At 70.5% G+C, this 14083-nt stretch carries 12 protein-coding genes and 1 pseudogene; 6 read left to right on the forward strand and 7 right to left on the reverse strand.

The features are described 5' to 3' along the window. The first annotated feature begins 1443 nt into the window (after positions 1–1443). Complete coding sequence (locus Ate02nite_RS14375) at positions 1444–2244, forward strand: phosphotransferase (protein WP_239147408.1); 801 nt, start codon at positions 1444–1446, stop codon at positions 2242–2244. Positions 2245–2385: 141 nt separating this feature from the next. On the opposite strand, the pseudogene Ate02nite_RS49990 reads toward Ate02nite_RS14375, so the two are convergent. Then, positions 2386–2487 (reverse strand): annotated as a pseudogene (locus Ate02nite_RS49990) (transglycosylase SLT domain-containing protein); the annotation flags it as partial. A gap of 224 nt (positions 2488–2711) precedes the next feature. Beyond that, positions 2712–3518 (reverse strand): hypothetical protein, encoded by an 807-nt coding sequence (locus Ate02nite_RS14385; protein ID WP_203805859.1) that lies wholly within the window; start codon positions 3516–3518, stop codon positions 2712–2714. A 344-nt stretch (positions 3519–3862) separates the two neighbouring features. On the opposite strand from Ate02nite_RS14385, the gene Ate02nite_RS14395 reads away from it, so the two are divergent. Further along, positions 3863–4642 carry an alpha/beta fold hydrolase gene (locus Ate02nite_RS14395; RefSeq protein ID WP_239147409.1) on the forward strand — a complete coding sequence of 260 codons (780 nt, stop codon included), beginning with the start codon at positions 3863–3865 and terminating at the stop codon, positions 4640–4642. Positions 4643–4661: 19 nt separating this feature from the next. Here the strand turns inward: Ate02nite_RS14395 and Ate02nite_RS14400 are convergent, their stop codons facing one another. Then, positions 4662–6461 (reverse strand): arabinofuranosidase catalytic domain-containing protein, encoded by a 1800-nt coding sequence (locus Ate02nite_RS14400; RefSeq protein WP_203805520.1) that lies wholly within the window; start codon positions 6459–6461, stop codon positions 4662–4664. Positions 6462–6616: 155 nt separating this feature from the next. Here Ate02nite_RS14400 and Ate02nite_RS14405 point away from each other — a divergent pair, with 155 nt between their 5' ends. Continuing rightward, complete coding sequence (locus Ate02nite_RS14405) at positions 6617–6967, forward strand: metalloregulator ArsR/SmtB family transcription factor (RefSeq protein ID WP_203805522.1); 351 nt, start codon at positions 6617–6619, stop codon at positions 6965–6967. Continuing rightward, a complete protein-coding gene (locus tag Ate02nite_RS14410; RefSeq protein WP_203805524.1) occupies positions 6964–7431 on the forward strand; it encodes an SRPBCC family protein in 468 nt (155 codons plus the stop codon). The genes Ate02nite_RS14405 and Ate02nite_RS14410 overlap by 4 nt, the downstream gene beginning before the upstream one ends. Here the strand turns inward: Ate02nite_RS14410 and Ate02nite_RS14415 are convergent. Continuing rightward, positions 7420–9258: a ricin-type beta-trefoil lectin domain protein gene (locus Ate02nite_RS14415; protein WP_203805526.1), complete on the reverse strand. Its 1839-nt coding sequence runs from the start codon at positions 9256–9258 to the stop codon at positions 7420–7422. The two genes, Ate02nite_RS14410 and Ate02nite_RS14415, sit on opposite strands and share 12 nt — an antisense overlap. Before the next feature lie 88 nt (positions 9259–9346). On the opposite strand from Ate02nite_RS14415, the gene Ate02nite_RS14420 reads away from it, so the two are divergent. After that, positions 9347–9883: a GNAT family N-acetyltransferase gene (locus Ate02nite_RS14420; protein ID WP_203805528.1), complete on the forward strand. Its 537-nt coding sequence runs from the start codon at positions 9347–9349 to the stop codon at positions 9881–9883. A 1-nt stretch (position 9884) separates the two neighbouring features. Here the strand turns inward: Ate02nite_RS14420 and Ate02nite_RS14425 are convergent, their stop codons facing one another. Next, the gene (locus Ate02nite_RS14425) at positions 9885–10661 is read right to left on the reverse strand and encodes an SAM-dependent methyltransferase (protein ID WP_203805530.1); all 777 of its coding nucleotides are present in this window, start codon (positions 10659–10661) and stop codon (positions 9885–9887) included. 62 nt (positions 10662–10723) lie between these two features. Beyond that, on the reverse strand, positions 10724–11821 hold the full coding sequence (locus tag Ate02nite_RS14430) for a saccharopine dehydrogenase family protein (protein WP_203805532.1): 1098 nt from the start codon (positions 11819–11821) through the stop codon (positions 10724–10726). A gap of 77 nt (positions 11822–11898) precedes the next feature. Here Ate02nite_RS14430 and Ate02nite_RS14435 point away from each other — a divergent pair, with 77 nt between their 5' ends. After that, positions 11899–12465 carry a TetR/AcrR family transcriptional regulator gene (locus Ate02nite_RS14435; protein WP_203805534.1) on the forward strand — a complete coding sequence of 189 codons (567 nt, stop codon included), beginning with the start codon at positions 11899–11901 and terminating at the stop codon, positions 12463–12465. Between the two features lie 15 nt (positions 12466–12480). Here the strand turns inward: Ate02nite_RS14435 and Ate02nite_RS14440 are convergent, their stop codons facing one another. Beyond that, positions 12481–14049, reverse strand: coding sequence for a toll/interleukin-1 receptor domain-containing protein (locus Ate02nite_RS14440; protein ID WP_203805535.1), 1569 nt, complete (start codon positions 14047–14049; stop codon positions 12481–12483). Positions 14050–14083: the final 34 nt, after the last annotated feature.

Genomic DNA, 14083 nt, shown 5'->3' on the forward strand with positions numbered 1-14083 from the left:
GAGGTCCGAGGTCCGAGGTCCGAGGTCCGGGTCGTCGGGGTCCCAGGTCCGGGTCCCAGGTCCGGGTCCGGCTCCCAGGTCCGGCTCCCGGGTCCGGGTCCCGGGTCCGGCTCCCAGGTCCGGCTCCCGGGTCCGGGTCCGGGTCCGGGTCCGGACCCGGGTCCGGGTCCGGGTCCGGGTCCGGGTCCGGGTCCGGGTCCGGGTCCGGGTCCGGGTCCGGGTCCGGGTCCGGGTCCCAGGTCCCGGTCCCAGGTCCCGGTCCCAGGTCCCGGTCCCAGGTCCGGCTCCCAGGTCCGGGCCAGGGGCCAGGGGCCTGTAGGTGTGCCCCCACAACGGCCGCGGCGGGCCCCTGGTCGTAGTTCGGCCATCGTCGGCGTGCCGGTGATGGCGCCAGCGGCGTTGCGGCCGCCGGGTCTTGCGGGTTGGGCGCCAACCGGGTCTGGGCCGCGTGGTGGTGTCGGGCGGTTGAGGTTGTTCGTTGTGTCCTGCCGGTCCTCCACGGCCAGCCGGTTCGGTGCGGCGCACCGGGCCGAAGTAGCTGGCATCGCCGGCGCGCACTGCATCGCCCACCCGGCCTGCTGGGCCTGCGGGACGGACCTGCGGCCTTGCCCCGGCCTGCCGTCCGGCTCCGGCTCCTTTCTCCTGCACGGGCTCGGGTCGACCACCAGCACTTTTCCCCTGTGGCAGGGGCAGGCCGACCACCAGCACCTTCCCTCTGGGCAGGCCCAGGCCGGTCAGCAGCAGCCTCTCCTGCGCACACGCGGGCCGGGCAACAGCACCCTCCTCCTTTGCAGGCTCGGACCGGGCAACAGCAGCCTTCTCCTGCGCAGGCTCGGGCCGAGCAGGAGCGTCTTCACTCTGGGCAGGCACAGCTCGGCCAGCAGCGACTTCCCGGTGCGCAGGGCCGGCGTGCGGCACCATTTCTGTCCGGCTCTGGGACATCGCCTGCCCGGCGGCGCCGGACCCGCCGGGCCGTTGGTCGCCGCCCGGTGACAGGTCACTGCCAGGTGGAACACCGCGGCTGGGTGGCGGGGGCGACGGCCGCTCGAGGCAAGTCGCCTCCTCAGGCCAGATCAACGGCGGGACCGCCTCGGCCTCATCATGCAGACCCAACTCGCCGCACTCACGCGAGCAGCCCTGCGACCGGCACCGCTTCCACGCATAACGGCGAGGAAGTCCCCACCGCCGCCGCCAACGCGCATGGTCGCGGCGGAAATCGTCTTTCTCAGGAGAATAGTTACGTGCTTTTGTGCGGTCCCGCAGCGAAGTAGTTGTGGACCGGTCGAATAGCTGAAGCTGCTGGTACCGCATGCCTAATATTCTCCCGCGCCGCCGAACCGCTCCGCCAATTTTCGATCATGCCAATCCTGAATGAAATCCGGAGCCGGAAATCGGTTGCGTGACCAATCAAAGAAACAATTCACTACCGGAGACGGAGGATCGGTGGGCGACCGGGCGATAAAGCGCGGGCGGCTGCGTGGGCTTTTCGCGATACTGGCCTGCGTGGATGAGGTTCAGGTTGTGGTTGCTCACTCTGAGCGGGTGACGCTGCGCGTTGGCGACGTGTTTCTCAAGGTGGACGGCGACCCGGCTCGCCTGGACGCTGAGGCTGCGGCTATGGGTGCGGCGCCGATTCCGACGGCGCCGATCCTGTGGCGCAAGCCGTCGGTGATTGCGCTCGGCGCCCTGTCCGGTGAGGCCCTCGGGCGGCTTGGTGAGCCGTCGCCCGCGTCGGCTGCGGCCTGGGCCGCGGCTGGTGCTGCCGTCCGCGCCCTGCATGATGCGCCGCTGCCCGCCCGGGCCGGGCGCAGCGCCGACTCGGTGGTCCACGCGGAGCTGGAAGCCGAATGTGAGCTGCTCGTTGCGAACGGCGTTCTGCCGGCCGGGCTGGTCGCCCGCAACCGTGCGGTCGCGGAGGCCGCCTTTCGGCCGTTCGAGCCGGTGTTCGCCCACGGCGACCTGCAGATCACGCACATCTTCACCGACGGGGATCGGGTCACCGGGGTGCTTGACTGGTCCGAGGCCGGCCATGGCGATCCGATGTTCGACCTCGCCACGCTGACGCTGGGCCACGAGGACCGCCTCGCCGACGTTCTCGCCGGCTACGGCCCGGGCGCCGATCCGGCCGCCATCCGCGCCTGGTGGTCGCTTCGCAGCCTGCTCAACGTCCGCTGGCTCGCCGACCACGGCTTCGACCCGTTCGCCCCGGGCTGCGAGGTCGACGTCCTCAAATCTCGCATGTGACGATCGAGCCTCGGTAGGGATACCCGCTCGGCTCCGCCGGCGCGGGCTCCTCCCGCTTGGGCTCCGCTGCTGCTGCAGCAGCACGGGCTCCCCCTGGGATCCGCTACTGCTGCGGCAGCACGGGCTCCTCCCGCCTGGGATGTCGACCGTGGCCGACATGACCTGCATGATCCCGGCGCCGCCGTCACAGTTGTGGATGTTGCTCTGCCAGCCGCTCTCCTGCCAGGCCACCGCCTTGGGCAACGGATAGCTGAGCTTCAGCTGGGGGTGAGCCCCGTGCTGTTGCGACAGCACGGGCTCCCCACGCCTGGGATCCGCTGCTGCGGCGACTACCGGATCCACATCGGCCTGGGGCATCGAGCAGCTACCGCGCCATCCGCGGCGGCCGGGACGATATGGCCCGCAACGCCGGCTGGCCTCTCACGCTCGCTTGATCGAGGCCCCGACGCTCCGCAGGCGTGGCGGGATCAGGTCTGATCGGTGGGCGGCGGCACAGCAGCGGGCGTGGACAAAGCGTCCGTGGGCGCGGCAGGCGTGGACAGAGCATCCGCCGGCGCCGGCCGCAAATCCTCGGCGCCCGACACAGCAGGAGCGCCTGGCGCGGCAGGAGCGCCTGGCGCGGCAAAAGCGCCCGGCACAGCAGGAGCGCCCGACACGGCAGGAGCGCCCGGCGCGGCAAGAGCACCCGGCACCGCAAGAGTGCCCGGCGCGGCAAAGGCACCCGGCACCGCAGAAGCGCCCGGCGCGGGAACGGCGTCGGGTGAGGGCGGCGTGGGTGGGCCTGGCTGCTGTGTGTTGTACATGGCGGCTACTGCTGCCTGCTGGGCTGCGTAGTGCTGGGCCGCTACCTGCTGGGCGGACAAGGCCTGGGCTACGAACGCCTCGTGTGCCTGCCGGAACTGGACCGTCTGGCCTCCCTCGATGGCCCGGCCGCCGGCGACCACCGCCCAACTCGAGCGGGACATGACGACTCCGCCGGCTATCAGCACCAGGGCGCCCAGCAGCAGGCCGGTGCTGATCGCGCCCTCGTCGGTCTGGATCGTCGCCGACACCACGATCACGATCAGGCCGCCGAGGAGCACTCCGGCGCCGGCGTACACCGCGTTCGTTCGCCGGGTCAGGCACTGGGCGCAGAACGGCCAGGCCGCCGCCCGGACCTGTTTCCGGTTGCCGAAGATGACGCCCAGGATGATCAGACCGATCAAACCCAGCAGGACCAGGAGGTACGCCGCGGGCGTCACCGGCGACGCGAACTGCACGCGCTTGTGCTCCACCAGCGGTTCGCCGTGCCGGGCGCACACCGTGGGCGTGCCCCAACCTGACGATACGTACGCAGCAGGGATCCGAACCTCGACCGCCACCAAGACCTCCAGCCCCCGAACGCGACGACCGTATGATCCACGACGACCACTGTGGACGGCGCGCAGGGTCCGGAACCCTACAACGGCGGTAGGGCTAGCCCCCGGCACGAGCGGGTGGTCAGCAGGATCGAGCGGAGCCAGGAAACGGCGAAGAGTGATCCTCCATGACCTCACAAAAACTGACCGCCCTCGTCTTATCCGTCCTCGTGGTGGGGGCAGTCGGCGGATGCGGCGAATCAGCGACGCCAAAGGCGGCCATGGCGAGCCCGGAACCCACCGCGGGTCTGCACATGATCACGCACGACCAGCGCCGGCTCGCCTTCCATGTCACCGCCGGGCACGAACCCACCCTCGTGCTGGACGCCGGCGGCGGCGAGGACTCCTCGTACTGGGACGCGCTGGTACCACAGCTGTCGCAGGCCACCGGGTCGCGGATCATCACCTACGACCGGGCCGGTATGGGGGCGAGCGACGAGGTGAAGGGTCCGTGGGACGGCCGGGCCGCCGCCGCTGACCTGCAGGCCGGCCTGAGCGATCTCGGCGTCACGCAGAACGTGGTCCTGGTGTCCCACTCGCAGGCGGGCGAGGTGGCCGGCTACTTCGCCGGCGCCAACCCGGGCGTGCTCGACGGCGCAGTGCTGGTAGACGCCAACCTGCCGCAGTTCTTCACCGATGCGGAGATCCAGCGGCTCGTCGCGGTCACCGCACCGCAGATCGAGGAGCTGAAGAAGCAGCCGTCGACCAAGGCGAACCGCCAGCTCATCGCCACCGCCGAGGACTTCGGCCCGACGCACCAGGCCTACCACCAGGTCTCCTGGCCGGACGACGTGCCGGTCACCGTGATCGTGTCGGAGAAGACGCCCTTCGACGGTTCTCCGGAGGACGCTCAGCGCTGGCGGGACGCGGCCGCCGCGTTCGTAGCCGCCGGCCCCGGCCGGACGCTGGTCACCGCCCAGGGCAGCTCGCACGACGTGCCCAAGGACAAGCCCGCCCTGGTCGAAGCGGAGATCGAGCGGATGGCCGCCACCGCGAAGTGACGGCCGCCGCGCAAAAAGCTCAGCTCAGTGCGAATTTCTGGGCCGCACTGCCGTTGCAGTCGTAGATCTGCAGCCGGGTCCCGTTGGCCGTGGTCCCGTTCGGGGAGTCCAAACAGCGGCCCGACTGCGGGTTGAGCAGGGAACCGTCGGCCTGCTGCTGCCAGACCTGGCCGCCGACGCCGTTGCAGTCCCACAACTCGACCTGGGTGCCGTTGGCGGTCCCGTTGCCGACGATGTCGAGACAGCGGCCCAGCGTGCGCAAGGAGCTGTTGTGGAACCAGTGCTGGTCGACCGCGTACGACTGGCAGTCCCACAACTGCACCGCGGTCCCGTTGCCGCCGGTGTCGTCGGCGGCCACGTCGGCACACTTACCGCCCGGGCCGAGCACCGCACCGCCGCCGTTGACCGCGAACTTCTGGGCGGCCGCGCCGTTGCAGTCCCAGATCTGCAACCGGGTGCCGTTGGCGGTGGTGCCGTTCGGCGAGTCCAGGCAGCGGCCGGACTGCGGGTTGCGCAGCGAGCCGTCGGCCTGCTGCACCCACTTCTGGCCGCCGACGCCGTTGCAGTCCCACAGTTCCAGTTGGGCGCCGCCGGCCGTGCCGTTGCCCACGATGTCCAGGCAACGGCCCAGGGTGCGCAGGGTGTTGTCGGCGTAGTGCTGCCAGTGCTGGTCGGAGGCGTACGACTGGCAGTCCCACAGCTGCACCGCGGTGCCGTTGACGCCGGTGTCGTTGGCGGCGACGTCGATGCACTTGCCGCCGGGGCCGGTGACCGTGCCACGCGGGCCGTTCGGGACGTTGGTCTGGCCGGAATAGCCGACCGTGACGATGTTGGCCTGGACCGCGTTGTCGGCGGCGTCGGTGGGATAGCCGGACGTCATCACGCCCTCGAAGAACGTACCCATGTTGCGGTTGCTGTTGTCTCCGCCGGTGCCCAGGATGATCGAGCCTTCCTGGTGCATCGGGATGTAGCCGCCGCGGTTCGGCAACGCGCCGTTCCACCAGGTGCTCAGGCCGCCCGACTGCGAGTTTCCGCCCTTCAGCGCGTACGTAGTCTGGCCGTTGTTCTTCAAAAGAGCCGTGACGTACGTGCTGTTGTTGCCCAGGTTGGCGGTGTTGGAGCCGTTGGCGCCCTGGAACATGCCGTTCTCGAGGTCGGCCTCGACCCACGGGCCGGAACCGGTGCACGGGGCGAAGTAGCAGGTGGTGGCGATGCTGACGGCGTCCATGTGGCCGTTGCCGGTGTCCGCGACCTGGATCTCGGCGTTGCCGTAGTCGAAGCAGCAGTCCGAGCCGACGTGGGTGCCGCTGGCCACCATGTACATGCCTTCGGCCTGCCCATTAACCGCAACCCCGGATCCAGCCGTACGGCGGTAGCCGTGCTGTGGCGAGATCCAGATCCCGTACACCTTGTGGCCGCCCGCGGTGACCGCCAGCTCGCTGGCGTCGGCCGGATAGTCGGCCGGGCCGGCGGTGCCGGCCGGCGAGACGGTGAGGTCGTTGTGCCGGGTGGTCTGGTCGTAGATCTTGGTGACGCCGCAGGTGCTGCCGTTGCAGAAGGAGTCCTGGTCGGCGGCGTTGGCGTAACCACCGGCGGCCAGCAGTCCGACGTCGTGGGTGGCGCCGTCGGACGCGCGGGTGACCTGGTAGAGCGGGCCGCCGTAGGTGCCGAACAGGGCCCGTGTGCTGCTGTGCGCGGCCACGCAGGGGGTGCCGGCCGCGGCGTAGATGTCGCAGGGCAGGGAGGCAGCGGCGTGCGCGGCGTTGGGGATGCCGACGAGCAGGCCGATGAACAGGGTGAGCAGGACGAGTCTTCGCATGGGGGTGCTCCCGGGGAAAGGAGATCGAAGGATGTCGACCTCCGAGGTCTACGCCCGAACGCAGGAAAACGTCAATAAGCGATGGATCATGTTCGTTTTTGTTTGCACTAAGGGGCAATGGGCAAACGTGTAACTCATCGGTTACGCTTCACCGCGTGGACGACGTAACCGGGGCGATCGCCGACCCCGTGCGGCGGGAGATCCTGCTGATGCTGCGCGACGAAGCGCTCTCGGCCGGGCAGATCGCCGACCGGTTCGCGATCAGCCGGCCCGCCGTCAGCCGGCACCTGCGCGTGCTGCGCGAGGCCGGCCTGGTGCGCGACACCGCCGACGGGCGCCGCCGGGTCTACACGCTGGTCACCACGCCGCTCGACGAGCTGGCCGGGTGGCTCGGGCAGCTGATGCGCCCGGCCGGCTGGCAGCACCACCTCGACGCGCTGGAGACCGAGGTCTACCGCACCCGCCGTGAGCGGCACACCGCCGCCGAGAACAAGGAGAGCGCATGATTCCCACCGGCCGGCTGTTCGGCAACGACCTGGTGCTGACCCGCACGTTCCGCGCGCCCATCGACGACGTCTGGGCCAGCATCACCGAATCGGAGCGCACAGCGCGCTGGTTCGGCCCGTGGGAAGGCGACGCCGGACCCGGGAAAACAATCAAGGTGCAGATGGTCCACGAGGAGGGCAAACCCTGGATGGACATGACCATCGACGCGTGCGAGCCGCCGCGCCGATTGTCGATGTCCGCCGGGCAGGAATGGCGCCTGGACATGGTGCTGAGTGAGACCGCCGGGGTGACCGAGCTGCGGTTCACCCACCACCTCACGGCCAAGGACAACGTCGGCGAGGTCGGGCCCGGCTGGGAGTACTACCTGGACGGGCTGGTCGCCGCGCGCGACGACCAGCCCCACCCGAGCTTCGACGACTACTACCCGTCGATGAAGGAGTACTACGAGGCCTCAGGCCGGTAGCGTCCACTTCTGGTTGGCCGACGCCGAGCAGTCCCAGATCTGCAGCCGGGTGCCGTCGGCCGAGCTCGGGCCGGTGGCGTCCAGGCACTTGCCGAGCGACCGCAGCGTGCCGTCGGCGTTCGCCGTCCACTGCTGGGCGGTGGTGCCGTTGCAGTCGTACAGCTGGATCTTGGTGCCGTTGGCCGAGCTGGCCGAGGTCACGTCGAGGCATTTGCCGAGCGCGCGCACGGTGCCGTCGGTGCCGACCGTCCAGGACTGGGCGGCGGTGCCGTTGCAGGTGTAGAGCTGCACCGCGGCGCCGTTGGCCGAGCTCGCCCCGGCCACGTCGACGCACTTGCCGCCGTAACCGGTGATCTGACCGGTGCGGGAAGGGCCTGCCCCCGCGTCGCCGGCACCCGCCCAGACGTAGGTTCCGGTCGTCTTGGCCGGCAGCGTCGCGGAGAACTGGCGCGCTCCCGCCCGTACGGCGAAGGTCTGGTTTGCAGTTGTTTGATTGACGACGACCGTGACCAGGGAGTTGTCAGGGTTGACGAAGGCGACGTTGGAGACCGAGCCGGCGGAGTTGCTGGCCACCCGCTTCGCGCCGGCTTTCACGAACTTCGAGAACTGGGCGACCATGTTGTAGTCCGGGGTCTTCCAGAAGGTGTCCGGGGCCGACGCGCTCTGCACCAGCATGGTCGGGTCGGGCGAACCGGACCAGCGTTCCGGCGAGCGGTTCTGGTCCAGCATCGACACCCAGCCCTCGTAGAGCGTGGCCTGGTTGCGGAAGTACTGCACGATCCGGTCGGCGCCCGCGGTCCCCCACACCGAGCGCTCGGTCATCAGCACGTCCTTCTCCGGGTACGTCGCCTTGACCGTCGCCATCACCGACGGCTCGCCGGCGTAGTCGTGGAACGCGATCCCGTCGACCGAGGAGCGGGCGTCGGCGGTGAGCACGCCCGCCGCGTACGACGCGCCCTCGGAGAAGTTGTGGTCGAACGCCCAGATCTTGGTGGTCGGCAGTTCGGCCCGCACCGCCTTGGCCAGCTGGCGTTCCTGATCGGCCGAGACCAGCATGCCCGGGTAGTCGGCCGGCGAGAACAACGGCTCGTTCTGCAGGGTAAGACCAAGAATCGGAATTCCCAGCGCCGCGTACGCCCGGACCGCCTTGCCGTAATACGTGGCCAGCGTCGGGATGTACTGGCTGAGCAGGCTTCCGCCGATGATGTTGTTGCTGGTCTTCATCCACGGCGGCGCGCTCCACGCGCTCGCGAAGATCTTCAGATCCGGGTTGATCGTCAGAGCCTGCTGCAGCGTCGAGATGATGTGGTAGTCGATGTCGCGCTGGATGGAGAACCGGGCCAGCGAAGGATCTGCAACTCCGTCGTCATAGGTATAGAACTCATGCGAGGTGAAATCACTCGTGCCCAGGGTGATCCGCGCGACGTTGAACCCGGCCCCATTGACCGGGTCGACAAGCGCCCGCAGCGCGGCGTCCCGGCCGGCCGCACTCATCCGGGAAAGGTTGTAGATGGTCGACTCTTCAAGAGAGGACCCGACGCCGAGTACGGACTGGAACTGCTGACTCGTGTCGACAGTGATGGTGGCCGTGCCGCCGGCCGCCGCGGTGGCCAGGTCGGCCTGCTTGCTGAGCTGATAGGGCGTGCCGGCCAGGCCGGTGGCCGGGTTGGTGTACCAGTTGCCGTTCTTCGGTTCGTAGCCGGCGGTGCGCGACTCGGAGCTGAGATAGACCTGCACGGTGGTGGCCGCGGCCGCCTGGGCCGGGGCGCTGAAGCCGGCGGTGGCAAGGACGGCGGCGAGTACGGCCGCGATACGGGTACGGGACATCGGTGGGGTCCCCTCGGAAAGTATTTTCACAGCTTGAATTAACTGTCCCGAGATTTTGGCGCCTTCGATAGAGATCAGTCAATAACCGGTGTGGTTCACTCGTCGGGTGGTCGTGCTGCGCCCGTTCGACACCTCGCTGCTGAGCCTCGTACAGCCCTGGTTCCACCACCCCGAGGTGAATCGCTGGCTGGGCGGTCCCTCGTGGCCGGTCCCGCGGGCCGACCACTCCGACGAGCTCTTTCGCGGACTCCGGGTCCTGCGCTCGCACACGTGGGTGGCCTTCGACCGGGACGGGACGGCGGTCGGGTACATCGGCGGGGAGGTCTACGACCGCTGGTGCCGGTACTCCGAGGGCCCGGACGGCCCGGTCGTCGACAAGATCGAGCCCGGTCCGGCGATGGGATTCGCGTACGTCGTGGACCCACGCCGGTGGCGACAGGGATTCGGCGTGGCCATCCTGCGCGCCTGCATGGACGCGCCCGAGGTGGCCGACGTGGTGCTGTTCGCGGCCGGCATCGAGCCCGGCAACGTCGCCAGCGTGCGCTGCGCGATCGCGGCCGGGCTACTTCCAGAGTCCGCTTCGCCGGACTGGGAGGACATGATCTACCACGTCCGGCGCCGGTGACTTACGGCTTGCGACCGACCGCGCAGTAGACGTCGAGGTGCCCCGGCGAGGTGCCCGGCTCCGGCCGCCACTGCGAGGTCGACACCACGCCCGGCTCGAGAATTTCCAGGCCCTCGAAGAAGCCCTCGATCTCCTCGGGCGTACGCAGGTTGTAGGGGTGCCCGCTCTGCTTGGCGACCCGCTGGCTCTCCACGCTCTCCGCGCTGGTGCTGGTCCCGTCGCTGACCGCCAGGTAACTGCCCGACGGCACGGCGGCGAGCAGCGTCCGGACGATCGACTTGGCCTGGTCGTAGTCGGCGACGTTACCCAGGATGCCGATCATGGTCAGCGCGACCGGCCGGCTGAAATCGAGCGTCTGCGCGGCCTCGCTGAGAATCCGCTCCGGGTTCTCCACGTCGGAGTCGATGTACGCGGTCTTCCCCTCGGCCGAGCTGGTCAGTAGCGCCCGGGCGTGCACGAGCACGAGCGGGTCATTGTCGACGTAGACGATCCGGGAGTCGGGCGCCACCCGCTGCGCGACCTCGTGGGTGTTGTCGGCCGTCGGCAGCCCGGTCCCGATGTCCAGGAACTGCCGGATCCCCGCCTCCCCGGCGAAGAGCGTGACCGCCTGAATGAGGAACCGCCGCTGCTCGCGGGCCACCCCCACGATCGCCGGGTTGGCCGCCCTAAGCGCCTCCCCCAACTCCCGGTCGACGGCAAAGTTGTCCTTGCCCTCAAGCAGGTAGTTCCAGACCCGAGCACTGCTGGGCCGACTCGTGTCGATGTTGGGCTCGGTCATCAGAAAACCCCTTCGATCGGGCGGCCGTCAGACAGCGATCATAGGCAACCCCAACCAACCCGCTAACGGCGGCCGTGACCACTGTGGGCACTGACGTACTCGCCGCCGCAGGACTCGGCCAGGGACGGGCCGAACAGGGCCGCCGGGAAGTGCGCGCCGGGCTTTCCCTCGCCGGCCAGCAGGCGCTTGGCCACCTCGGCCGGGACCGCGCCGGTGAAGGACTGCGCCTCACCCACCCGCAGCCAGCCCTCGGCGGTCGAACCGTCCGGCCAGCGCACGACGGCGTGACCCCAGGAGAATTCGCGCGGGCGCTTGCGGGCCTTGAACTCGACCGATGCCAGGCGGCGGATAGCGAAGGCGCGCAGCGGTGCGAGGTACAGCAGGGCGGTCGCGATCGGCAGCGCCGCCCGGATCACCGGTGACGACGGCGCCTCGCTGGACGCCGACAACACCGACGGTGCTCCGCTGGCCCGCTGGGCGGCGATCAGCTCGCCGAGCGGCATGCTCGCGGTGGTGACCGTGTCGCCGTCCGGCAGGGTCAGGTCGAGCGGCTCACCGGCCAGTTGCGCGGGGGCGAGCCGGCCGGACCGATAGCGACGGCCACCGAAGCGGCGGCCGCCCTCGACGCCGGGCAGGCCTTCGAGCATCGTGCCGGCCAGCGCCTCGCCCAGCCGCCCGGCCTCCAGGTCGAGCGACGGGATCATGTCGACCCGCACGTGGGACGGCTGCGGGCGGCCCTCGCACAGGCTGACCACCACGCTCTCGGTGGCCGTCACGCCGAAACCGGCCCCGGTGACCAGCGTCCGGCCGGCGGCCGTGGCCGCCTCGTGCCGGTCGAGCACGACGCCGACCGCGGCCACGTCGTTGGCCAGGTCCACGTAATGGGTGCCGGGCAGGCACGCCTCGATGATCGGGGCGGCGGTCACGGTGAACGGCCCGATCGTGTTGATCACCACGGCCGGCCGCTGGCCCCGGATCTCGGCGGCCATCGCCGCCACGTCCCAGGCCACCACCACGCGACCTCCACCCGGTGACGCGGCCGTCAGCCGGGCCTCGTCCCGGCCGACCAGGACGGGCTCTACCCCGCGGCGCAGCAGCTCGGCGGCGATTGCTCGGGCGCTGCGGCCGGTACCGCCCAGAATCCAGACTTCGTTCGACACGACGACCTCCGTAATGACATGGCGTGTCATCACCATAGCGCGTGATGACATGCCATGTCATCGGGTAATCTGGGACCGTGAGCAGATGGCCGACCGACGCGCGGGAGCGCCTCGAGCGCGCGGCCATCGAGCTGTTCCAGGAGCAGGGGTTCGCCGCCACCACGGTTCCGGAGATCACCGCACGGGCCGGCCTCACCACACGCACCTTCCACCGGCATTTCGCCGACAAGCGCGAAGTGCTCTACGCCGGGGCCGATGCCTCCGGCCTCGCCACCCGGCTCATCGCGGACGCCCCGGCCGGCCTGCCGCCGCTCGCGCTGATCATGGAAGGCCTGCGGACCGTCGTGGCCACCCGGTTCGAGGGGCGGCGGGAAGACCTACGCGTACGGCGCGAGATCGTTCGCTCCGATTCCGGGCTGCGCGAGCGTGACCTGCAGAAATGGGCCGACATGAGTGCGGCGATCCGGGCCGGCTTCACCGCCCGGGGCATCGCGGCGATGCGGGCGGCACTGCTGGCCGACACCGCCGTGAGTCTGCTGCGGGTGTCCCTCGAGGAGTGGCTCGACCACGACGACGATCGCGAGCTCTTCGAGATCGTCCGAACCGGACTGGACGCGATGCGCACCGAGCTGGCCGCCGGCTGACGCACCGGCGCCCGGTCACCACAGCTGGGCGCCGGGCCGGCGGACGATCTCCCCCTGGTGACAGGTCGGGCAGCCCGCCAACGACCAGCGGGACGAGGCACAGTACGGACACTTCCGGGCCGCGGTGGAGGTGGCCGCGCACACGGCGCACAGGACCGTGCCCGGATCAAGCCGGTAGGCCGCGCCACAGTCGGTGCACACGTGGGTCGCCGCCCGCGGTCCGGTGCGGACCGACGGCGCCCGGACGTCGACGCCCTGCTCGATCGCCTCGACGATGCGGTGCAGCGGCGGGATCAGGCCCGGCCTGCGCTGCCAGCCGGCGGCGAGCCGGCGTGCCTCGCCGGTGTGGCCGGCGGTCATCAGGCCGACCAGCTGGTTGGTGACCAGGTGCTGGTTGTCCGGGTCGAGGGCGGCACCGGCGGCGAAGTGCGGCAACGCCGCCGTCGCGTCGCCGAGCGCGAACAGCAGCACGTGGCCGATCATGTTGTGCAGGTCGGAGCCGAGCTTCGGGTCCTTGGCGGTCTCCGGCTGACCCAACGCCCAGCGCAGCTGGCGCAGCGCCGCGTCCGGTGCGCCCAGATCCTCGAGCAGGCTCCCGGCCACCCGCCGGATCCGCGGCTGCAGCGCGGTCGGCAGCAGAATCACCTTGGTGATCAGCCGCAGCGCGTCGTGCGGCAGTCCGGCCTCCTCCAGGATCAGCGCGACGTCGACGGTGGTCTCCACCGTGGGCCGCCCGGGCAACCCCTCGATCGAGAGGGCCACCTCGGCGGCCTCCCGGAGCCGGCCCTGGGCCAGCCAGGCGTGGGCGAGCGTCTGCCGCACCTCGAACGTGCCGGCCAGGTCGGGGCGGCGGGCGAGCAGGCCGGCGACCTCGGCCGGGCGCTCGGCGGCGAGCAGATCCCGGCTCCGGATGAGCAGCTCGACCAGGTCCTCCTCGGCCGCGGCGGGCAGGGCAAGGCCACGGTACGGCGCCAGGATCGCGTCCAGCCGGGTGAAGTCCTCCGGCGCGTCCCGCAGGTCCACCGTGCCGTGCCGGCCCCAGTCCGGCGGCTCGGTGCCGTCCCGCAGCAGCACGTGGCCGATGGCGCATCCGGTCTCCGCCATCAGCTTCATCAGCTGGTCCTCGGCCAGCAGCCACTCCCGGGCCAGGCCGTCCACGTACGGGCGGGTGATGATGCGCAGGACCGCCTGGACGTCGACCAGCCGGGCCACGTAACCGGCGATGTTGACCCCGGCCGGCCCGAGGTCCTCCTCGAGGTTCTCCAGGTCCAGCAGCACCTCGTAGCCGCGGTCGCGCAGATGCGCGGTGAGACGCCGGCACCACTGCTGGACCGCCTCGTCCTCCCAGCGGTAGGAGACGAAGATCCGCGGTGGGTAACCGGCGGTGCGCGGCCGGTCCTGCAGTTCCCGCACCGCGGACCAGAGGGCGGCCCGGCGCAGCCGCAGCGAACCGGCCCGCTTGGCCGCGGCCTCGATCCGCGGGCGCGGGCGGGGCGCGGTGCCCACCAGGTCGTCGAGCGTCTCGGCCGCACCGGTCAGTGGGAACCGGTAGATCGGCCGGCGGGCGGAGTCCGAATCGGTCATCGGCGGTCTCCCTGCGCGTGGTCGGGGGTGGACG

Source organism: Paractinoplanes tereljensis (genome assembly GCF_016862435.1).
GTDB classification, from domain to species: domain Bacteria; phylum Actinomycetota; class Actinomycetes; order Mycobacteriales; family Micromonosporaceae; genus Actinoplanes; species Actinoplanes tereljensis.

Bases quoted from the DNA above. Each gene is read 5' to 3' on its own strand.
- Ate02nite_RS14395 (WP_239147409.1), top strand. From the start codon at position 3,863: ATGGCGAGCCCGGAACCCACCGCGGGTCTGCACATGATCACGCACGAC.
- Ate02nite_RS14400 (WP_203805520.1), bottom strand. From the start codon at position 6,461: ATGCGAAGACTCGTCCTGCTCACCCTGTTCATCGGCCTGCTCGTCGGC.
- Ate02nite_RS14410 (WP_203805524.1), top strand. From the start codon at position 6,964: ATGATTCCCACCGGCCGGCTGTTCGGCAACGACCTGGTGCTGACCCGC.
- Ate02nite_RS14415 (WP_203805526.1), bottom strand. From the start codon at position 9,258: ATGTCCCGTACCCGTATCGCGGCCGTACTCGCCGCCGTCCTTGCCACC.
- Ate02nite_RS14425 (WP_203805530.1), bottom strand. From the start codon at position 10,661: ATGACCGAGCCCAACATCGACACGAGTCGGCCCAGCAGTGCTCGGGTC.
- Ate02nite_RS14440 (WP_203805535.1), bottom strand. From the start codon at position 14,049: ATGACCGATTCGGACTCCGCCCGCCGGCCGATCTACCGGTTCCCACTG.